At 60.1% G+C, this 14,210-nt stretch carries 14 protein-coding genes; 10 read left to right on the top strand and 4 right to left on the bottom strand.

Translation table 11 applies throughout. The annotated features are described in order from the left end of the window. Positions 1-4 precede the first annotated feature (4 nt). Genes ACOH1Z_RS06440 through ACOH1Z_RS06430 form a run of 3 tightly spaced genes read left to right on the top strand, consistent with a single transcriptional unit; the run spans position 5 to position 3,043 of the window. A complete protein-coding gene (locus ACOH1Z_RS06440; protein WP_449647616.1) occupies positions 5-1,066 on the top strand; it encodes a LacI family DNA-binding transcriptional regulator in 1,062 nt (353 codons plus the stop codon). A gap of 13 nt (positions 1,067-1,079) precedes the next feature. Beyond that, a complete protein-coding gene (locus tag ACOH1Z_RS06435) occupies positions 1,080-2,063 on the top strand; it encodes a thiamine pyrophosphate-dependent dehydrogenase E1 component subunit alpha (RefSeq protein WP_449647615.1) in 984 nt (327 codons plus the stop codon). Continuing rightward, entirely contained in the window at positions 2,060-3,043 is a 984-nt protein-coding gene (locus ACOH1Z_RS06430) for an alpha-ketoacid dehydrogenase subunit beta (protein WP_449647614.1), read from the top strand. Before ACOH1Z_RS06435 ends, ACOH1Z_RS06430 begins: the two co-directional genes overlap by 4 nt. 112 nt (positions 3,044-3,155) lie before the next feature. On the opposite strand, the gene ACOH1Z_RS06425 is transcribed toward ACOH1Z_RS06430, so the two are convergent. Beyond that, positions 3,156-3,386 carry a DUF3073 domain-containing protein gene (locus ACOH1Z_RS06425; RefSeq protein WP_449647613.1) on the bottom strand — a complete coding sequence of 77 codons (231 nt, stop codon included), beginning with the start codon at positions 3,384-3,386 and terminating at the stop codon, positions 3,156-3,158. Between the two features lie 155 nt (positions 3,387-3,541). Here ACOH1Z_RS06425 and ACOH1Z_RS06420 point away from each other — a divergent pair, with 155 nt between their 5' ends. From ACOH1Z_RS06420 to ACOH1Z_RS06405, 4 genes are all read left to right on the top strand, one after another. Further along, complete coding sequence (locus ACOH1Z_RS06420; RefSeq protein ID WP_449647612.1) at positions 3,542-4,663, top strand: NAD(P)-binding domain-containing protein; 1,122 nt, start codon at positions 3,542-3,544, stop codon at positions 4,661-4,663. A gap of 85 nt (positions 4,664-4,748) precedes the next feature. Further along, the gene (locus tag ACOH1Z_RS06415; RefSeq protein ID WP_449647611.1) at positions 4,749-5,660 is read left to right on the top strand and encodes a pseudouridine-5'-phosphate glycosidase; all 912 of its coding nucleotides are present in this window, start codon (positions 4,749-4,751) and stop codon (positions 5,658-5,660) included. A 15-nt stretch (positions 5,661-5,675) separates the two neighbouring features. Then, on the top strand, positions 5,676-6,548 hold the full coding sequence (locus tag ACOH1Z_RS06410; protein WP_449647610.1) for a carbohydrate kinase family protein: 873 nt from the start codon (positions 5,676-5,678) through the stop codon (positions 6,546-6,548). Beyond that, positions 6,545-7,162 (top strand): phosphoribosylanthranilate isomerase, encoded by a 618-nt coding sequence (locus ACOH1Z_RS06405; protein ID WP_449647609.1) that lies wholly within the window; start codon positions 6,545-6,547, stop codon positions 7,160-7,162. Before ACOH1Z_RS06410 ends, ACOH1Z_RS06405 begins: the two co-directional genes overlap by 4 nt. Before the next feature lie 28 nt (positions 7,163-7,190). Here ACOH1Z_RS06405 and ACOH1Z_RS06400 read toward each other — a convergent pair whose 3' ends face one another. Further along, positions 7,191-7,574 (bottom strand): fluoride efflux transporter FluC, encoded by a 384-nt coding sequence (locus tag ACOH1Z_RS06400; protein ID WP_449647608.1) that lies wholly within the window; start codon positions 7,572-7,574, stop codon positions 7,191-7,193. Further along, the gene (locus tag ACOH1Z_RS06395) at positions 7,571-8,011 is read right to left on the bottom strand and encodes a fluoride efflux transporter FluC (RefSeq protein WP_449647607.1); all 441 of its coding nucleotides are present in this window, start codon (positions 8,009-8,011) and stop codon (positions 7,571-7,573) included. The genes ACOH1Z_RS06400 and ACOH1Z_RS06395 overlap by 4 nt, the downstream gene beginning before the upstream one ends. 98 nt (positions 8,012-8,109) lie before the next feature. On the opposite strand from ACOH1Z_RS06395, the gene ACOH1Z_RS06390 reads away from it, so the two are divergent. Next, positions 8,110-8,751 (top strand): hypothetical protein, encoded by a 642-nt coding sequence (locus ACOH1Z_RS06390; RefSeq protein WP_449647606.1) that lies wholly within the window; start codon positions 8,110-8,112, stop codon positions 8,749-8,751. Here the strand turns inward: ACOH1Z_RS06390 and yczE are convergent. Then, a complete protein-coding gene (yczE, locus tag ACOH1Z_RS06385) occupies positions 8,741-9,379 on the bottom strand; it encodes a membrane protein YczE (protein WP_449647605.1) in 639 nt (212 codons plus the stop codon). The two genes, ACOH1Z_RS06390 and yczE, sit on opposite strands and share 11 nt — an antisense overlap. Before the next feature lie 61 nt (positions 9,380-9,440). Here yczE and yczR point away from each other — a divergent pair, with 61 nt between their 5' ends. Together yczR and ACOH1Z_RS06375 are read left to right on the top strand one after the other, a co-directional pair. Beyond that, positions 9,441-10,862: a MocR-like transcription factor YczR gene (gene yczR / locus ACOH1Z_RS06380; RefSeq protein ID WP_449647604.1), complete on the top strand. Its 1,422-nt coding sequence runs from the start codon at positions 9,441-9,443 to the stop codon at positions 10,860-10,862. A 140-nt stretch (positions 10,863-11,002) separates the two neighbouring features. Further along, entirely contained in the window at positions 11,003-14,158 is a 3,156-nt protein-coding gene (locus ACOH1Z_RS06375) for an efflux RND transporter permease subunit (protein ID WP_449647603.1), read from the top strand. Positions 14,159-14,210: the final 52 nt, after the last annotated feature.

Below are 14,210 nucleotides of genomic sequence, written 5' to 3'. Positions count from 1 at the left end.
GAACATGAACGATCACTCTGGAAACCGGCGAGGCGCTAACGAGCGTCGGTCAACGCCGCCACTTCGCCGAGCAGGTATGCGTGAAGTGGCTGAGCGTGCTGGCGTCGCTATCTCGTCGGTTTCTCGAGTGATCTCCGATCATCCTGATGTCAGCGACAAGATGCGCGAACGCGTTCTCGCTGCGATCGAGGAGCTGGGTTTTCAGCCGGACGCGTTGGCGCAAAGCCTGCGCACTGGCGAGAGCTTCACGATCGGGTTCGTTGCCGCCGACATTGGCAACCCACTGTTGGCACAGATCGCGATGGGCGCTGAGCGGGTGCTTCGTCAGCGCGGATATTCGATGCTGGTCGCCAACTCATTCAACGAACCTGGTCTCGCGCTCGAACAATTGAGGTCGATGGAGCAACGGCGCATTGATGGGCTGCTGATTTCGGTCAGCGATGAGACTGATGAAGCGCTCAATAAGGCACTGGAATCGGCGCACTATCCCATCACGCTCATTGACCGTGAGATCGCAGCAACCTCAGCCGCTGCCGTGCTCAGCGACCATGCCACCGGCATCCGTGCTGCTGTCGAGCACCTGATTTCTCTGGGGCACCAATCCATTGCCCTCGTGAATGGCAGCTCGCAAGTGCGCCCGTCGCGGGAACGAGCCGAGACTCTCGCAAGAGTTGCTGGCGAGCATCCGAATATCACCTCAACGATTCGCATGGGTGACTTCAGCGCTGAGCACGGCTACAACGCCACTAAAGAACTCATGACAGCGTCGGATGCTCCTACCGCTCTCATCGCGGGAAGCAACCAGATTCTCGTGGGGGTACTCCGCGCGCTGCGCGAACTCTCGCTCAGCATCCCCGCGGATGTCAGCCTCGTGACGTGCGATGACGTTGCGCTGTCAGAGTTTCTTACCCCTGCAATCAGCACCATTTCGCGTGACCCGGCCTTGATTGGGCGCACAGCAGCTGAGCTTGTGCTTGCTCAACTTTCTGGCGATGCCGGTGCAGAAACCCATCTGCCCACAGGATTCCGAACCACAGACAGTTGCGGTCCGCCGCGACAGAAGTAGAAAGTTTAAACCCATGACCTATCATTCCGTGAGCCCCACGCTTGCCGATCCGATGCCCGCAGACGCCCTTGAGCTGTTGCGTTCCATGTATGAGATTCGTTTCTTCGAAGACGAAATCATGGGGCTATTCAGTCAGAATTTGGTGCGCGGAAGCACCCACCTGTGCCAGGGGCAGGAAGCGGTGACGGTGGGTGTGTGCAGTGCGCTGAGCCCAGGCGACACCATGACGTGCACCTATCGCGGCCACGGAGCCGTGCTCGCTATGGGCGCCCCTCTAGACCGCGCCTTTGGAGAAATTTTGGGGCGTGCGGGTGGGTTGTGTGGAGGCAAAGGCGGCTCCATGCATCTTGCCGACGTTTCCGTTGGTGCGCTGGGATCGAACGCGATCGTCGGCGGCCATCTCCCGACAACGGTGGGCGCAGCGCTGGCAGCGAGCTATCGCGGGACCTCCGAGGTGAGCGTCGCCTTCTTCGGTGACGGATCAACAAACATTGGCGCATTCCACGAGTCGCTCAACCTGGCATCCATTTGGAAGCTGCCCGCCATCTTCGTGATCGAGAACAATCAGTACGGCGAATACTCGACCGTGGCATCAACGACCCCCATTGATCGCTTGAGCGATCGTGCAGCGTCCTACGGAATGCCCGGCGTCTTCGTCGATGGCAACGACGTGATTGCCATGCGCTCGGCAACCAAGACCGCCGTCGAGCGTGCGCGTGCCGGCGAAGGCCCGACACTAATCGAGGCCGATACCTATCGCCACAGCGGACACTCGCGAAGCGACCCCGCGAAGTATCGCCCAGAAGACGAAGTGAAGTCGTGGTTCGCGCGCGACCCGATTGTGCAATTGCGAAATGCCATTGAAGCGACTGGTGGAGCGGATGCTGCTGCCGCAGTGGAGCGCACGGCTCACGCCGATGTCGAAGCTGCCCGCGATCTCGCCCTTACCTGGCCCGAACCCGAACTTTCTGCCGGAATGGAGCACATCTACTCATGAGCGACACCCTCAACTATCGCCAAGTCATCGCGCGCGCCATTGCTGACGAGATGCGCGAAGATCCCGACGTGTTCATGATCGGTGAAGACATCGGTGCGGCCGGTGGCGCGTTCAAAACCGCTGCTGGGCTGTTCGAAGAGTTCGGTCCGCGCCGCGTGCGCGATACCCCGATTTCAGAGCAGGCAATTGTCGGAGCGGCTCTTGGTGCTGCGATCATGGGACTTCGCCCGGTGGCCGAAATCATGTTCGCCGACTTTGCGGGGGTTTGCTACGACCAGATCGTTAATCAGGTCGCTAAGCACCGCTATATGACGGGTGGCCAAGTCACCGTGCCGCTGACCATCAGAATGGCAAACGGTGCCGGTACTGGTTTCGCGGCTCAACATTCTCAGGCTGGCGAGAACTGGTTCCTCAACGTTCCGGGCCTCAAGATCGTGGTTCCGGCCACAGTAGAAGACCTTTACGGACTGTTGCGTGGCTCTATTCGCGACAACGACCCGGTGCTCTTCTTCGAGCACAAGGGGCTCTTCTCACTGAAAGGCTCGGTGCCAACGGGAGACGCAGCGGTTCTTCCGCTGGGGGTGGCATCCGTCGTCCGTGCCGGTAGCGACATCACTATTGTTGCGACCCAGCAGATGCGGCACCGTTCTGTCGAGGCGGCCGAGGCGCTCGCCGCGGTTGGCATCGCGGCTGAAGTTATTGATCCTCGAACGCTGATTCCGTTCGATGATGACGCGGTTGCTCGTTCACTGGCGAAAACTTCGCGGCTATTGGTCGTTCAGGAATCCCCGCAAGACGGCAGTTGGGGCGCATCGTTGGTCTCCCGCATGACTACACAACATTTCACGCTTCTGGATGCTCCGCCGTCGCTGCTCTCCAGCCCCGACTCACCTGTGCCCTATGCCGGTGTGCTGGAAGAGGCATGGTTGCCCTCGGTTGAGGCGATTGTGGCGAAGGCAAAAGAATTGGTGGCGTTTTAGCCGAAAGCCCACGCACAAAAAGTCGAACGCCCGGCCCTCGAGGGGCTAGGCGTTCGACTTTTGTGGTGAAACTGCGTTTATCGTGAAGTTTCGTGTGTGGCAAAGGATGTTGTTAGGCGCTTCGAGTTTCCTCGTCGTCTTCGTCATCTTCGACATCGTATTCATCGCTGGAGGAAGCTCCAGCTGAATACTCAGGCCACTTTTCACTATCTTCGGAGACAGGAGCTGAACTCTCTGACCCACTTAATTCTCGGGCAAGCGCGCCATAGTTTGTGTCTGGGCTGAAGTACTTCAAATCCCGAGCAACCTTGGTGTGCTTTGCCTTCTGACGGCCGCGTCCCATGCGAGACCCCCTCATACTTCTGTCCCGGTGCACTGACGGTGGCCAGCGAACGAGCGAACAGGGATGGATGAAAACTAACCCACAGTTTAGCACGACGGTTACCTATCTCTTCGTGGCCTATGCACAGGTGGCCCGGTGGCGGGTAACGTTAGCGCGTGACATCCACTCTCGAAACCGACACTTCAGTCGTCGTCATCGGTGCAGGTCAGGCAGGCCTCTCTGTTGCCTACTACTTGCGTCGGCTCGGGCTAGACCCGGGTAACGACTTTGTGTTGCTCGACCGCGGCCCAAACACGGGTGGTGCGTGGCAGTTTCGGTGGGAAGCATTGCGCATTGGTTCGGCCCACCGCATCAACGATCTTCCGGGCTTTGACGAGTTGGGTTTGAGTTTCGAGACCGCTGACAAACACATGCCAGCAAAAAAGGTTGTCGCAGACTATTACCGCGAATACGAAAAGCACTACGACTTCCAAGTGGTTCGCGACGCTGACGTCATCTCTGTCGAAAACGAGGGCGAGCACTTGCGAGTCACCTTCGTCCTCGACGGCGAAGAAACGAAATCGGTCACGACCACGACCGTTGTGAACGCGACAGGCACGTGGGGTGCTCCGTTCATCCCCTGGTACCCGGGCCTCAAGTCATTCGACGGTCGCCACCTCCACACGAGCGAGTACAAGAGCGCCCGAGAGTTCACCGATCAGAGCGTTGTTGTTGTTGGAGGCGGAACCTCGGCAATCGGCTTCTTGCTTGAGCTCGAAAATGTTGCCAAGAACCTGACGTGGGTCAGTCGCCGCCCCATCGATTTTCTTGAAGACGGCGGGCTCAACCTTGAAGCTCGCAAAGAAGCAGTACAGATGCAAGACGAAGCGGCCCGGGCGGGACGAGCGCTTCCCAGCATTGTTAGTGGCACCGGCGTTCCGCGCACCCGTCGTATCCAAGCCGGTATCGAACGCGGTGTGCTGACCCCGCGCCCCATGTTCTCCAGCATCGAGCCAGACGGGGTGCGGTGGAAAGACGGCGCCTTCCAGCAAGCGGATGCCATCATCTGGTCGACAGGATTCCGCCCAGAATTGCGTCACCTCGCGCCCCTCAAGCTTCGCGAGAAAGAGGGCGGGGTCTCTGTCGGGCAAGGCGTTGCCTGGAAAGATCCTCGCGTCTTCTTTGCCGGGTACGGACCTCAAGCATCCACAATTGGGGCGAACCGGGCGGGGCGGATGATCGCCAGACAGGTCATCGCTACGCTCAGCAAAATTCAGGCAATGAAAAACGGCCGCTAAAACGCAATGACTCGTTACGGTGGGGAGTGAGGCGAGCCTCCATCCGTGCATCAGCGAAGAGCATCTGTGAAGAAAGTGATCGACTATGTCTGAACCCGTCATCCATGTCGCCCAAGAAGTTCAGGATGCGGTTCGTGAGAATCGTCCTGTTGTCGCTCTCGAGTCCACGATCTTCACTCACGGACTCCCTCGACCGCGCAATCTTGAGGTCGCGTTGGAAGCCGAAGCCAGCCTTCGCGCGCAGGGAGTCACTCCGGCGACGATTGGTGTCTATAACGGCGTACCAACGGTAGGACTCAGCACGGAGCAGATCACGACTCTGTCGAACTCGGATGACATTGCCAAAGTGAGCCTGCGCGACCTGCCAGTCGTGCGTGCACTCGGCAAACACGGCGGCACCACTGTGGCAGCGACGGCATTTCTCGCCCATCACGCGGGAGTGAAGGTGTTCTCGACCGGCGGCCTCGGCGGGGTGCATCACGGAGCCTCCGAGACTTTCGATGAGTCCGCGGACATGACGACACTGGCCCAGATTCCGATACTGGTCATCAGCGCCGGGGTGAAATCAATTCTTGATATCCCCGCAACGCTCGAACGCTTCGAGACCCTCAACATCCCCGTCATCGGCTATGGAACGACGAAGTATCCGGGCTTCTACGTCACTGACTCAGGATTCACGATCGGCTACTCGGTTGACACCCCCGAGGAGGCTGCTGCGATTGTCACGGCACGCGACGAACTCGGGCTGCCGCAGTCTGTGCTGCTGGCTAACCCCGTTGCCGCCGACAAGCAACTGCCGCCAGAGCAACTTGACGACATCCTTGCGCGGGCGTGGGCTGAGGCCGACAAGCAGGGCATTAGTGGCAATGCATCGACACCGTTCTTGCTCGACTTCATTCAGAGGGATACCCACGGCGTGAGCCTGGATGTCAATGTCGAGGTCTATCGAGGCAACGTTGCTCTCGGCGGGCTCGTTGCCGCGGCGCTGACCCGCTAGGGGCAGGGAGCAATCGTGTTGGGAATCCTCGGAGATCTCGTCGAAGACGTCGTTGTTTGGTTGTCGGAACCACTCAGGCATGGCACAGATACGGATGTCGAAATTTTTCACACTCGGGGCGGCAGCGGGGCGAATGTTGCCAGCTTTGCCGCACGGCTCGCCCCAACCCGATTCATCGGGTGCGTTGGTGATGACAATCTCGGGGACTCGCTGGTTCGCGACCTCGAGGCTGAGGGCGTTGATGTGCGTGTGCAGCGCGCAGGGGCTACCGGAACTATCGTCATTCTGATTGAACAGGATGGCGAGCGCAGCATGCTGCCGAACCGGGGAGCGGCGACGCTGCTCGATGAGGTGCCTGATGAGTGGCTTGATGGGCTTGAGCTTCTGCACGTCTCGGCGTACTCCTTCAACGGCAGTCCGGTTGGCGAGACCACAGTCGACGTGATCCGTCGTGCCAAGGCGAGGGGAATTCTGGTGTCCATCGATGTCGCTTCCACGGGGATGCTCGCCCAATTCGGGGTCGAACCGTTTCTTGAGTTGATGGCTGATCTTCGCCCTGACTTTCTTGTGGGAAATAGGAGCGAAACGGCGTTTCTGGGTTTGGTCGTTGACGGCGAGCTCGGCCCTCACGCCGCTCGGCTTCCGGACACCATCGTGGTCACCAAAGCGGGCGCCGATCCCACCGTCGTGCACCGACCCCACGGCGAGCGAGTTGAGGTTTCGGTGCCGATCGTGCAGGAGATTCGCGACCTCACGGGTGCCGGCGACGCCTTTGCTGCGGGATTTCTGATTGCCTATCTCGCGACTCGTGGCCTGCACGAAGCCTGCGTCGGCGGTCACGAGTCTGCCGCCCTCGTTCTCGCGTCCCCGGGAGCATCAATCAGATGAGTCAACTATTTGTAAAGATTTGCGGGATCTCTACCGAGGATGCCACCGCCGCGGTAGCTGAGAGCAGAGCCGACGCTATCGGCTTCGTATTTGCGCCAGGCAGCCCACGCTTCGTCACTGCCGAGCATGCACGTTCACTCGCCGCTGAGTTGCCGTCATCGATCGAAACCGTGGGAGTCTTTCGCAATCAGCCCATCGAAAGCGTGCTGCGCACCGCGAGCAGCGCTCGCCTCGCAACCGTGCAGCTGCACGGCGACGAGACCGTTGCCGATTTCGATCGTCTTCGTGCCGAGGGCTTTGGCACCATTCGGGCGATCTCGATCGATGACTACCGCAAGCTCAGCGGCACCGGCGAACTGCAGTCAGACGACCGGCTGCTGATCGATGCCGTCACGCCCGGAGGTGGAGCCACTTTCGACCCCGGCTTGCTTGAGGGCGGCGACCTGCCAAGATCGTGGGTCCTTGCGGGCGGATTGACGCCGATCAACGTCGTGGAATTGGTTCGAGCCGCGCATCCGACCGGTGTTGATGTCTCAAGCGGTGTCGAATCACGTCGTGGAGTGAAAGACCCTGCCCTGATTCGCGCTTTCGTTGACGCAGCGCGCAGGGTCTAAGTCGCGCAGGGTGTGAGCGGCGCAGAGCCTAGCGCTCGGTGGCGAGAGCGATGAGCCAAAAGTAGGTTGCTGCTGCAGCACCGATACCAACGATGAGGTTGGCCGCAATGCTGAGGAGTGCGGTGCGAACCCGCTTCATTGTGATGAATTGCACCGTCTCAACGCTGAGAGTGCTGAAGGTGGTGAGTCCGCCGCAAAGTCCAGTGAGGAGCACAACCTCAAGGTTTGGGTCGATGGTGCCGACGTGCGCGAGGCCGGCGAGAAGTCCACCGAGCGCCGAGCCAACTACGTTCACGGTGAGCACGGCCCAGGGGAAAGTTGTGTTCGAGGCGAAGGCGCGAGATGTGAGATAGCGCAAGACTGCCCCGGCGGCACCCGCGCCAAGGATTGCGACAACTACCCCGGAGGTCACTCGTTCACCAAGTCCGCCTGCATAGGTTCACTCACAACAGGCGCACGAGAGTCGTCATCGTTGAGGGGCGCTCGACGAGTGCCAAGCCACAGCCCGAAAGCTGCTGCGGCCAAACCGAGAACCATTGTCGCGGCGATGTAGATGACAGCAAGGATCCACTGGTCGACACCGAGGAGGTGCACTGCGGCGACAGCGAGCGCCGAGAACGTCGTGAATGAGCCAAGCATCCCGGCACCGAGCCCAGCGCGTGCCCATGACGGCGAAGGGCGCCACATCGCTGCCACGATGAAGGCAAGCACAAAGCTGCCAATGATGTTTGCGATGAGTGTAGACACCGGGAAAAGATCGTCACTCGTCATAAAGGCGAGATCGAGAGCGAAACGCATTCCCGTGCCGAGCGCGCCACCAATCGCAACAGCAACAAGGTCCCGAATCATCGCGTGCCCTTTCGGTGGTCCGTGGCGGTTGGCTCGCACTGTCACCTTATGACAAAACGGCACCTCGCCGTGGGGTGTTGCGGCCCTAGACTTGCTCCATGCCCCGCACTGCGTCACGTCGCCGCTTGTGGCCGTGGATCGTACTGGTTGTTGTTCTGGTGCTTCTCGTGCCGATCGCCATAATTGTGGTGCCGATCCTTACGCACGAGAGTGCTGGTCAATCGAATCAGCAGCAGACGGATGAGCAGTGGCCGCTCTCCGTAACGGCCAAGGGCGACGATGGGCGAACGCGCACTCTCAGCGTTGCCGGTGAGGACGGTGAGCCGATCGACACTGAGGCTCTCGTGCGCGGAGAACGGGTAGTCGTGACCGGTACCGGCTATGACGGTTCGCAGGGCATTTATGTTGCTGTGTGCGTCATCCCCGAAAGCGCCGCCGAAAAGCCGGGCCCCTGCATTGGCGGTGTACCCAGTCAGCAGCAAGAAGATGTTGCCGCAGGCACCGTGCAGTGGGCTCCCAGCAATTGGATCAACGCCGACTGGGCGTGGCGACTCTTCGGCGCTCGCAGTTTTGATGACAGTTCTGCCGGCACCTTCACCGCCTACCTGGAACTGGGCGACCCCCTCGGTGAGGATGCCGATTGCATCACTAATGCCTGCGGCATCTACACGCGCAATGACCACACGGCACTCAATGATCGTGTTCAGGATGTCTACGTTCCGGTGCAGTTCAGCGAATAGCGGCCTCGGCCGCCGTCTCCGCAGTGGGGCTGATCGCAGCAGGCACCATCAGCCGGGGGATCGTAAAGTGCACGATCGGGCCAATAAGCAGCGCGAATGCGAGCGTGCCCCAGCCCAGGTTTCCCCCTAGGACGGCACCGATGGTGAGCACCACTAGTTCGATGCTGCTGCGAACAACCCAAATCTTGCCACCATATTTGCGGTGGATGCCCGTCATGAGGCCATCGCGGGGCCCCGGCCCGAATCGCGCACCCAGATAGAGGCCGGTTGCGATGCCGAGGAGCAGCAAGCCAGCGACGAAGAGCAGGATGCGGGGGAGGAGCCCCTCAACATCGGGCAGTAACCAGAGCCCGATTTGAGCACTCGGCCCGACGAGGGCAACGTTGAAGACGGTGCCGATTCCGGGTTTCTGGCGAATCGGGATCCACAGCAGCAGCACGATTAGGCCAATGATGTTGGTGACGAAGCCAAAGGGAATGCCGGTGGTGAGCGAGACACCTTGGCCGAGAACATCCCAGGGGGCGACTCCGATTTCGGCGCGGATCATGAGCGCAATGGCGAAGCCGTACAAGAAGAGCCCGAAGGCGAGTTGGAGCACACGGCGAGCCATGATGAGGCGAGGAGTCATAAAGATATCCAATTACGCGATTGGACTCTGAACAAGAGGCCAATTCGGCTATTCTGGCCTCATGAATAGCCTTTCTGCGCGTGCATTGGTTGTGATGATGGGCGAATGGAGGTCCGCAGCATCCACTTCGGCTTATGTGGCTGTTGCCGACCGCATCCGTCTCCTTGTCATGGATGGCCGCATCCTGACCTCAACGCGACTTCCTGCTGAGCGGGAGTTGGCTCTCGCTCTCGGGGTGAGCCGCACCACGGTGACGGCGGCGTACTCGTCGCTGCGCGAGGGCGGTTACGTCGAGAGCACGCGTGGTTCAGGAAGTGTTGCGCAGCTACCGCACCGATCGTCGCTGATCCCCGATGCTGCAGCCCCGCAGATGCTCGATTTCAGCAAATCCACTATGTCGGCGGCGCCCGAAGTGATTGCCGCGTCTCGCCTCGCAGCCGAACAGCTTCCCGCCTATCTGGGCGAGTCGGGTTTCGATCCGGTGGGAATCCCGGTGTTGCGGGAGGCCATCGCGCAGCGCTATGCCGACCGCGGTCTGCCAACGAGTCCCGACCAGATCATGGTTACCCTTGGCGCCCAGCACGCGATCGCACTCATCTCCCGCACCCTCATGTCTCGCGGTGACCGCGCGCTCATGGAGAATCCGAGCTACCCGCACGCCCTCGATGCGCTCCGTGCTGCCGGTGCTCGTCTGGTTCCCGTTGGTGTCTCGACCGAGACGGGGTGGGATGCGCTCGCCGTCGAGCAGGCCATCCAGCGCACCAGTCCGTCGCTGGCCTACTTGATGCCCGACTTTCACAACCCCACCGGGCAATCGATGCCCGATGAACTTCGCGGAAAGCTGCTCTCGCTTGCCGCACGCCACGGCACTGCCGTGATTGCTGACGAGACGATGGCTGAGCTCAACCTCGATGGCACCGGCAACCGACTGCCATTCGCTGCTCATGGCAATGCGATCTCGGTGGGGTCGGTCGGCAAGACGGTGTGGGGTGGTTTGCGCACCGGCTGGATCCGCGCCGACCACGCCACCATTCGCCAACTCGTTCGCGCCCGCTCTGCTGGTGACCTCGGAACCCCACTGCTTGAGCAACTTGTCGTCACCAACGTTCTCAAAGATTTCCCGTCAATTCTGGATGCCCGACGCACATCACTGCGCGCCGGTCGCGAGCACCTCTCCTCCCTCCTCGCCGAGCAACTGCCGTCCTGGCAAGTGCCCCACACCCCGGGTGGAATGACCGCCTGGGTTGGGCTCGGCCAACCCGTGAGCTCTCAACTCGTTTTGGCGGCCCGCAACGAAGGGCTCGTGATTGCTGCCGGACCGCGCTTCGGCATGGACGGGGCCTTTGAGAGATTCCTGCGCATTCCTTTCAGCGGAAACTCTGCAGAACTGGAACAGGGTGTCTCGGCACTGGCCGCCGCCTGGTCGACAGTGATGCGGCATCCGTTCTCACCGGCAAGTAGCGAACTCGCCAACGTCGTTTAGTTCACAAGTAATCTCGCGAGAGTACGCGGAATACCAAACGTGCTGAGAGAATTGACTGAACCAGCATGTGGTTGCCCGTGAAAATGGTCGGCCGTGTGTGAACCGACGCGTCCGCGACCCACAGCAACGAAAGTCTCCTCGTGCATCTGCTCTCCGTATTCTCTTTGCGCAACCGAGCCCTCATTGCGCTCGTCACCATCGTCATCGGAATTTTCGGTGGGGTGGCGCTGACGTCGCTCAAGCAAGAACTCATCCCATCGCTCTCGCTGCCGCAGATCTTCATCATCTCGACCTACCCGGGTGCTTCACCCGCCGTCGTTGATAAGGATGTCTCCGCGCCCATCGAGGCCGCGATTCAGGGAGTGCCCGGTCTCGAATCAACCACGGCAACATCGAACTCCAACTTCTCGAACATCTCCGCGTCGTTCGACTACGGCACCAACATCGCCACCGCCGAGCAGAAAATCCAGCTCGCAATCAACCGCATCTCAGGCCAGTTACCTGACTCTGCCACCACTCAGGTCTTCACGTTCAACTTCACCGACCTGCCCGTCGTTCAGATTGCTGTCTCGAGCGACCTCGATGCCAAAGAACTTTCTCGCAAGCTCGAAGCATCAACGCTCGTTGAACTCAACAAGCTGGATGGCGTCAGTGATGCCAGCCTGCTTGGCACGTCGACGCAACGTGTGGTCATCACTCCCGATGCCGAGAAGCTGTTTGCGAATGGCCTAACCAACGCAGACATTCGCTCGGCCCTCGACGACAACGGTGTTCTCTTGCCGGCCGGTGAGATTACCGAAGACGGCCAGACCCTCACCGTTCAGGCCGGAAACCGCATCACTTCAACCGATGCGATCGCTGCTCTTCCGCTGCTCGGCGGTACGAACACCGAAGTCGTGACTCTCGCAGATGTTTCTACGGTCGAGGTGATCGATGATCCCCAGACTGGAATCTCGCGAGTCGATGGTCAAGATGCGCTCACGATCGCCATCACCAAGAGCCCGGCAGGCAACACGGTTGCGGTATCGCAAGCCGTAAACGACCTCATCCCCGAACTCGAAAGTGCTCTCGGGAGCAACACCACGTTCACGGTGGTCTTTGACCAGGCTCCCTTTATTCAGGAATCAATCAACAGCCTCACGACCGAAGGCCTCCTCGGGCTCGTCTTCGCCGTGATCATCATTTTGGTGTTCCTGCTGTCGATCCGCTCGACACTAGTTACCGCAATCTCGATCCCGGCATCCGTGCTCATCACCTTCATTGGAATGCAGGTCTCGGGCTACACGCTCAACATCATCACACTCGGTGCGCTCACCATCTCCATTGGTCGTGTGGTGGATGACTCGATTGTGGTCATTGAGAACATCAAGCGCCACGTGTCGATGGGCGAGCCAAAACTGCAAGCCATCCAGACTGCCGTCAAGGAAGTTGCGGGAGCCATCACGGCATCCACCGTGACCACAATCGCTGTGTTCTTGCCGCTCGCGCTCGTCGGAGACATCACGGGCGAACTGTTCCGCCCGTTCGCTCTGACGACGGCAATTGCTCTCGCGGCATCACTCTTCGTTTCACTCACGATCGTTCCGGTGCTCGCCTACTGGTTCCTCGGAAACAAGGTGGCACCGCGTCACACCGAGGAAGCCGTCGAGCACGCTCATGCCGTCAGCATGCCTCAGGCGGAGAAGATAACCGCGTTGCAGCGCGGGTACCTCCCCGTAATCAATTGGACGCTCAAGCGCCCCGTTGCGACTCTTCTTGTTGCCGTTCTCCTGCTGGGCGGAACCGTTGCCCTCATCCCTTTCATGAAGACCAACTTCATCGGTGACAGCGGCCAAAACACTCTCACCGTCAGCCAGACGTTGCCGCTCGGTGCAAGCCTTGAAGCGCGCGACGAAGCAGCGAAGAAGGTCGAAGAGGTGCTCATCGACCTCGACGGTGTCGAGACCGTGCAACTATCCATCGGTTCAAGTGGCGGATCGTTGCGGGCAGCATTCTCGAGCGGCGGTGCGAGCACCTTCTCACTCACCACAGACCCTGAAGTCGACCAGGTCGAGCTTCAAGCAGCTGTGCGTGATGCTGTCGCCAAAATCGACGACGCCGGCGAAGTAACCCTTGCTTCGGCATCCAGCGGATTCGCCTCGAGTGACATCGAGATCAACATCACCGCAACGAGCGATGCCGAACTGCGTGAAGCATCGGATGCCCTGCTCGAGCAGGTGCGCGACCTCGATGTCGTTGCCGAAGCAACAAGCAACCTCTCGGAACAGCAGCCCTTCATCTCGATCACGGTAGATCGTGACAAGGCTGCAGCCCTGGGACTTAGTGAAATTGCTGTCGGCGGAATTGTTGCCGGTGCGATGAACCCCAGCGCTGTCGGCAGCGCCGTCATCGACGAATCGACTCTGTCGATCTACATCCTGAACGAGATCGCGCCCGTCACGATTCAAGAGTTGCGCGACTTCCAGATTCCGAGTGCCGCCGGTCTTGTTCCGCTCACCGACGTTGCCACCGTCGACGTCGAAGACGGACCAGCGAGCATCACCTCGGTGAAGGGAGTGCGCAGTGCGACTCTCAGCGTGACACCGGGCAGCGACGACGTGGGTACGGCATCCGCTCTGGTTGCCGCAGCTGTTGATGAGGCTGACCTGCCTGCTGGTGCTTCGGCATCACTGGGTGGTGTGGCAACAGAGCAGTCGGATGCGTTCCAGCAACTCGGACTTGCCCTACTGATCGCGATTCTGATCGTCTACGTTGTGATGGTTGCGACCTTCAAGAGCTTGCGTCAACCACTGCTCTTGCTCGTCTCGGTGCCCTTCGCGGCGACCGGTGCGATTGCGCTCCAGGTCATCTCTGGCATCCCTCTCGGTGTTGCATCGTTGATTGGTGTGCTCATGCTGATCGGTATTGTCGTGACGAACGCGATCGTGCTTGTCGACCTCATCAACCAGTACCGAGTGAAGGGTATGCGCGCTCGCGAAGCCATCATTGAGGGCTCGTCTCGTCGACTTCGCCCGATCCTGATGACGGCCGCGGCGACAATTTTCGCTCTGCTACCTCTCGGCATTGGCCTCACGGGTGAAGGCGGATTCATTTCGCAGCCGCTCGCGATCATCGTGATCGGTGGCCTGGTCTCGTCGACACTCCTCACGTTGGTCGTGCTTCCGGTTCTCTACTACCTCGTTGAGGGTGCCAAGGAACGTCGCGAAGATCGCAAGGCCGCTGGTACGGATCGCAAGAGTCGTCGCGCCGCCAAAAAGGCTGGTCGCGAAACTAGCGCAGTGGGTGTCACCGGCTAAGGTTTCTAGCTAATCCATTTTCCTCAGATGGCCTAGGCTGATCTGGGGGAAA

The sequence above is a fragment of the Rhodoglobus sp. genome (genome assembly GCF_053580035.1).
This window is presented reverse-complemented; position numbering and strand designations above follow the sequence as displayed.